Below are 6922 nucleotides of genomic sequence, written 5' to 3' on the forward strand. Positions count from 1 at the left end.
GGGAGAGCAGCGCCGACAGCCGGGCCGAGCCCGAGGGCGAGACCGAGCAGGCCGTCGCCCAAATCTGGATGGAAGTCCTCGGCCTCGCCCATGTCTCCCGACACGACGACTTCTTCAACCTCGGCGGGCACTCGCTGCTGGCGACCAAGATGGTGTCGCGGCTGCGCCAGACCCTGGCGGTGGAGCTGCCGCTGGCGGCGCTGTTCGAAGCCCGCACCGTCGCCGGCCTGGCCGTGCTGATCGATCGACACGGCCGCGGCAATGCCGCGGCGGAACTGGATGCGATGTCCGAGCTGTTGGACGCGCTGGAGCTGCCCGAATGAACGACATGACCGTGCCGCCGGCCGACCCGATGCGCGCGATCGCCGAGCGCGTCGCCGCCCTGCCGGCCGACAAGCGCCGGCAGTTCCTGGCCCAGCTCGACGCCAAGGGCATCAGCGCCCAGCGCCTGCCGATCGTGCCGGCGCCGCGCGACGGCGACCTGCCGCTGTCCCATGCCCAGCGCCGCCTCTGGCTGCTGTGGCAGCTGGAGCCGGAGAGCGCGGCCTATCACATCACCGGCGGCCTGCGCCTGTCGGGCGACCTCGACCCGGCCGCGCTGCAGGCGGCGCTGGACGGGCTGGTCGCCCGGCACGAGGCGCTGCGCACCGTCTTCCCGGAGGCCGAGGGCGAGCCGCGGCAGCGCATCCTGCCGCCGGTGCCGGTGGATCTTGCGCGCATCGACCTGTCGGACGGGCGGCAGGCACAGCTCGACGAGATTTCGGCGGCCGAGGCGCGGCGGAGCTTCGACCTGGCGGCCGGCCCGCTGCTGCGCGCCACGCTGGTCACCCTGGCGGCCGACGAGCATGTGCTGCTGCTGACCCTGCACCACATTGCCGCCGACGGCTGGTCGCTCGACCTGCTGGTCGAGGATCTGGCCCGCGGCTACGACGACCATCGGTCGGGCCGGCCGCAGCAAGCCGCGTCCGGGATCCAGTACGCGGATTATGCGGTCTGGCAGCGCCAGTTGATGGAAGCCGGCGAGGGCGAGCGGCTGCTCGCCTCCTGGCTCGACCGGCTGGGCCCGGAGCAGCCGGTGCTGGAGCTGCCGGCCGACCGGCCGCGGCCGAGCGAGCCGAGCTGGCGCGGCGACACCGTCGCCTTCGACCTGCCGGGCGACCTGTCCGCAGCGCTGCGGGCGCTGGCGCAGCAGCAGGGCGCGACCCTGTTCATGGTGCTGCTGGCCGGCTTCTCCGTGCTGCTGCGGCGGCTCGGCGGGCAGGACGAGCTGCGCGTCGGCGTGCCGGTGGCCAACCGCCAGCGCCAGGATGTCGAGGCGGTGATCGGTTGCTTCGTCAACACCCAGGTGCTGCCGGTCGAGGTCGACGGCCGGGCGGATTTCCGGTCGCTGCTGGCGGCGGTGCGCGACACGGCGCTGGCCGCCCAGTCGCATCAGGCGCTGCCCTTCGAGCGGCTGGTCGAGGCGCTGAACCCCGAGCGCAGCCTGAGCCGCAACCCGCTGTTCCAGGTGATGATGCAGCACGGCCGGCGCCGCGACGCCGTCGCGCTGCGCCTCGGCGATGTGCGGGCCGAGACCCTGGGGCGGCCCGGCGCCACCGCCCAGTTCGACCTCAGCCTGACCACGGCGGAGGACGAGGCTGGACGGATCTCCGCCGAGCTGGACTTCGCCACCGAGCTGTTCGACCGGTCGACGGTGGAGCGCTGGCGCGACAGCTTCCTCCGCCTGCTGCAGCAGGCCGTGGCGCATCCCGACCGGCCGCTGGCGCGGCTGGACCTGCTGACCGAGACGGAGCAGGAGCGGCTGTCCGTCTGGAATGCGACCGACCGGGCCTATGAGCCGGTGCCGAGCGTGGTGACACTGTTCGAACGGCAGGTGCGGTCCAAGCCCCAGGCCGAGGCTCTAGTGTTCGGAGCCGAGCGGCTGAGCTACGCCGAACTCGAGCGGCGGGCCAACCGGCTGGCCCGGGCCCTGGTCGCCCGCGGTGTCGGCTCGGACGTGCTGGTCGGCGTGGCGATGGAGCGCTCGATCGAGCTGGTCGTGGCGTTGCTCGCGATCCTGAAGGCCGGCGGGGCCTATCTGCCCTTGGATCCGGAGCATCCGCGCGAGCGCCTGGCCGGCACCATCGCCGAGACCGGCCTGCGGCTGGTGCTGACCCAGGCCCGTCTCGCCGACCAGTTGCCGCAGCCGGCCGGGGGCGAGATCGTGGCCCTGGAGACATGGGATCTCTCCGGATACCCGGATGAGGCTCCCGCCGTGGCCCGGCATCCGCAGGCGCTCGCCTATTGCATCACCACCTCCGGCTCGACCGGTCGGCCGAAGACGGTGATGGTCAGGCACGGCGGGCTGGTCAACCTGGTGCAATGGACCCAGGCAACCTACGAGGTTTCCGGACCGCCGGTGCTGCTGCAGAAGACCGTCTCCAGCTTCGACGCCTCGGTGTGGGAATTCTTCTGGCCCTTGGCCTCGGGCGGCCGGCTGGTGCTGTCGCGCCCCGGCGGGCATCGGGAGCCGGACCATCTGATCGAGATGATCCGGGATGAAGGGGTCACGGCGGTCCAGTTCGTCCCATCGCTGCTGCAGCTGTTCCTCGACGAGGATGGAGTGGAGGACTGCTCCAGCCTGACCGACGTGTTCTGCGGCGGTGGGGAGCTGACACCGGACCTCGCGGCGCTGTTCCGGCGGCGCCTGCCGGCCGCGCGCCTGCACAACCTGTATGGTCCGACGGAAACGACGGTCGACGTGACCTCCTGGGCGTTCCGCCCGGAGGAAGGACAGCGCAACGTGCCGATCGGGCACGCCATCGCCAACACCCGGATTCACATCCTCGATGCCGACCTGAACCCGGTGCCGGAGGGCGCGGCCGGGGAGCTGTACATCGCCGGGACGAACCTGGCGCGGGGGTATCTCGGTCGTCCGGACCTGACGGCGGAGCGGTTCGTGCCGGATCCGCAGGGACCTGCGGGCAGCCGGATGTACCGCACCGGCGACCGGGCGCGGCGGCGCTCCGATGGGGCGATCGAGTATCTCGGCCGGTTGGACCATCAGGTGAAGCTGCGGGGATACAGGATCGAGCTCGGCGAAATCGAGGCAGGCCTGCGCTCGTATCCGGGCGTGCGGGACAGCGTGGCGGTGCTGCGGGAGGGGCGGCTGGTCGGCTATGCCGCCGGCGAGGCGGCGCCCGACGAGGCGACGCTGAAGCAGCACCTGTCGGCGCTGCTGCCGGAGTACATGGTGCCGTCGCGCATCGTGAGGCTCGCCACCCTGCCGTTTTCGGCCAACGGCAAGCCGGACCGCAAGGCGCTGCCGGAGCCGGAATGGGAGAGCGACGCCGAGAGCCTGGCCGAGCCCGAGGGCGAGGCGGAGCAGGCCATCGCCGGGATCTGGGCGGAGGTGCTGGGCCTGCGCCAGGTGGGCCGCGACGACAACTTCTTCGATCGGGGCGGCGACTCGATCCTGTCCTTGCAGGTGATCGCCCGGGCTCGGCGGCAGGGGCTGGTCCTGACTCTCCGCGACACCTTTCAGCACCAGACCGTGCGGGCCCAGGCCGCGGCGGCACGTCGGGGGCGGACAGCGCCGTCCGTTGCAGTCGGTCCGGCCTTGGCCGTCGGAACGGAGCGGCCGGCGCGCCTGACGCCGTCGGACCTGCCCCTGGCCGGGCTGAGCCAGGCGCAGATCGACGCCCTGCCGGTCCCGGCCGCGGCGATCGCCGACGCCTATCCGCTGTCGCCGTTGCAGCAGGGGCTGCTGTTCCACGCCCTGCACGCGACGGAGGCAGGGCTCTACGTCAACCAGGTGCTGGCGACCTTCGACGGGCCGTTCGACGGGGGCCGCTTCACCCGCGCCTGGGAGGCCGCGATCGAGCGGCACGACATCCTGCGCACCGGCTTCCTGTGGGACGGCCCCGCGCCGCTGCAGCTGGTGCGGCGCAGCGTGCCCGCGCCGGTCGAGACCCGCGACGGCAGCGGCCTCGACGAGGCGGGGATCGCCGAGATCGCCCGCTGGGAGCGTGAGCGCGGCTTCGACCTGTCGGCCCCGCCGCTGATGCGGGTGCTGCTGCTGCAGGTGGGCGAGGACCGGCACCGGCTGATCTGGACCTTCCACCATATCCTGATGGATGGCTGGAGCACGTCGCGGCTGATCGGCGAGGTGCTGTCGCAGTACCACGGCACGGTGCCGGCCGCCGGCCCGGGCCGCTACCGCGACCATATCGCCTGGCTGGCCGGCCGCGACGCCGCGGCGGACGAGGCCTTCTGGCGCGGCCAGCTGGCAAGGCTGGAGGCGCCGACCCGCTTGGCCGACGCGCTGCCGGCCCCGGCGGAGAAGGGCGACGGGCACGGCGTCCTCGCCACCCGCCGCGACGCCGACCGCACGGCCCGGCTGGCCGCCTTCTGCCGGCGTCAGCGCATCACCCTGAACACCCTGGTGCAGGGCGCCTGGGCGCTGCTGCTGTCGCGCTACACCGGCCAGCCCAGCGTCGCCTTCGGCGCCACCGTCGCCGGCCGCCCGGTCGATCTGCCGGACGCCGAGGCGCTGCTGGGCCTGTTCATCAACACCCTGCCGGTGATCCAGCAGCCGGACCCCGAAGCCCGGGTCGGCGACTGGCTGCGCCAGGTGCAGGACGTCATGCTGGCGCTGCACGAGCACGAGCACACGCCGCTCGCCGATATCCAGCGTTGGGGCGGCCAGGGCGGCCTGTTCGACACGCTGCTGGTGTTCGAGAACTATCCGATCGACCATGCCGCGCGCGCCGGCGGCGACCTGCTTGTGTCGGCGGCGGAGACGGTGGAGGCGACGCATTACCCGCTGTCGCTGGCGGTCCAGGCCGGCGACACGCTCGACATTGCCTATGGCTATCGCCGCGACGCCTTCGCGCCGGCGCAGGTCGAGGCGCTGGCCCGCCATCTCGACACGCTGCTCGACCGCCTGGCCGGGAACGAGGGCGCCGCGCTCGGCTCCCTCTCCCTGCTGGCGGAGACAGATCTCGCGCAGCTCGCGGCCTGGCAGACCGAGCCGTACGAGGCCGAGCCGTATCGTTCGGTGCAGGACTGGATCGCCCATTGGGCGGCGGCGGAGCCAGGCCGGACCTCCGTGATCTTCGGCGACCGTGAGGTCAGCCGGGGCGAGCTGGATCGGCGGGCCAACCATCTGGCGCACCGTCTGGTGCAGTCCGGCGTCGGGCCGGACGTGCTGGTCGGGGTGGTGCTGGAGCGGTCGGTCGAACTGCTGGTGGCGCTGCTGGCGGTGCTGAAGGCGGGCGGCGCCTATGTGCCGCTGGCGCCGGACGCGCCGGCGGCGCGGCTGGCCGAGGTGGCGGCGGACAGCGGGCTGCGGCTGGTGCTGACCGAGGCCTCGCTGGCCGGAAGGCTGCCGGAGGGTCTGGAGCGGATCCTGGTCGACACCGGTGAGGCCGAGGCGGGGCCGGCGGTGGCGCTGCATCCGGACAACCTGGCCTATGTGATCTACACCTCGGGCTCGACCGGCAAGCCCAAGGGCGTCGCCGTCGCCCATGGCCCGCTCGCCATGCATTGCCGGGTGACCGCGCCGCTCTACGACATGGACGAGACGTCGCGCGAGTTCCACTTCATCGCCTTCAGCTTCGACGGCGCGCATGAGCGCTGGCTGACGGCGCTGACCTGCGGCGCCAGCCTGGTGCTGCGCGACGAGAGCCTGTGGCCGGCGGAGAAGACGCTGGCGGCGATCGGCCGGCACGGCGTCACCAATGCCGGCTTCCCGCCGGTCTACATCAACGAGATGGCGGCCTGGGCCGAGCAGACCGGCAGCTGCCCGCCGGTCGACCTCTACTCCTTCGGGGGTGAGGCGATGCCAGCGGCGGGGTACGACCGAGTGCGGCGGTCGCTGCGGCCGCGGGCATTGATCAACGGCTATGGGCCGACCGAGGCGGTGGTGACGCCGCTGGTGTGGAAGGGGACGGCGGAGACGGCGTGCGACGGTGCGTATGTGCCGATCGGACGTCCGGTGGGGGACCGCCGGGCCTATGTGCTGGACGGTCGGCTGCAGCCGGTGCCGGTCGGCGTGGCGGGCGAGCTCCACATCGGCGGCTCCGGTCTGGCGCGGGGCTATGTCGGCCGCCCGGACCTGACGGCGGAGCGGTTCGTGCCGGACCCGTATGGCGAACCGGGTGCTCGGATGTACCGGACCGGGGACGTGGTGCGGTGGCGTGCGGACGGGTCGATCGACTATCTCGGCCGGGCCGACCACCAGGTGAAGATCCGGGGCTACCGGATCGAGCCGGGGGAGGTCGAGGCGCGGCTGCTGTCGCACGTGCAGGTGCGCGGCGCGGTGGTGTCGGCGGTGTCGTCGCCGGGCGGCAAGCGTCTGGTGGCGCATGTCGCGGCGCCGGAGGCCGGCGAGGAGCTGGAGGCCGCGCTGAAGGCGCATCTGGCGGGCCAGCTGCCGGACTACATGGTGCCGTCGCGGATCGTGGTGCTGCCGGCGCTGCCGCTGCTGCAGACCGGCAAGCTGGACAGGAAGGCGCTGCCGGAGCCGGCGTGGGAGAGCACCACCCAGTCGGCGCCGGAGGGCGAGGCGGAGCAGGCGATCGCCGGGATCTGGGCGGAGGTTCTGGGCCTGCGGCAGGTCGGCCGGGACGACAACTTCTTTGAGCTGGGCGGGGATTCGATCCTGTCGCTGCAGGTGGTGTCGCGGGCCCGCCGGGCAGGGCTGGTGCTGACGCCGCGGCAACTGTTCGAGCACCAGACGGTGCGGGGCCTGGCGGCGGTGGCCGGGAGCGAGACGGTTGCGGTCGTGCCGGAGACGGCGACCGGCGAGGCACTGCTGACGCCGATCCAGCGCTGGTTCTTCGGAGCGGAGATCCCGGGGCGGCACCACTGGAACCAGGCGGTGCTGCTGGCGCCGCGCCAGCGGCTGCAGGCCGAGGCGCTGCGCTCGGCCATCGCGGCG

Annotated in this window: 2 protein-coding genes; both read left to right on the forward strand. The window is 73.0% G+C overall.

The window, feature by feature from the left end:
- A partial coding sequence (locus ACTOWL_RS37390) for a phosphopantetheine-binding protein (protein ID WP_441326385.1) occupies nucleotides 1-323 on the forward strand: 323 nt, incomplete at its 5' end.
- The coding region (locus ACTOWL_RS37395) for an amino acid adenylation domain-containing protein (protein WP_441326386.1) at nucleotides 320-6922 on the forward strand (6603 nt) is incomplete at its 3' end. The genes ACTOWL_RS37390 and ACTOWL_RS37395, both read left to right, overlap by 4 nt.

Source organism: Inquilinus sp. CA228 (genome assembly GCF_052078665.1).
Classification (GTDB): domain Bacteria; phylum Pseudomonadota; class Alphaproteobacteria; order DSM-16000; family Inquilinaceae; genus Inquilinus.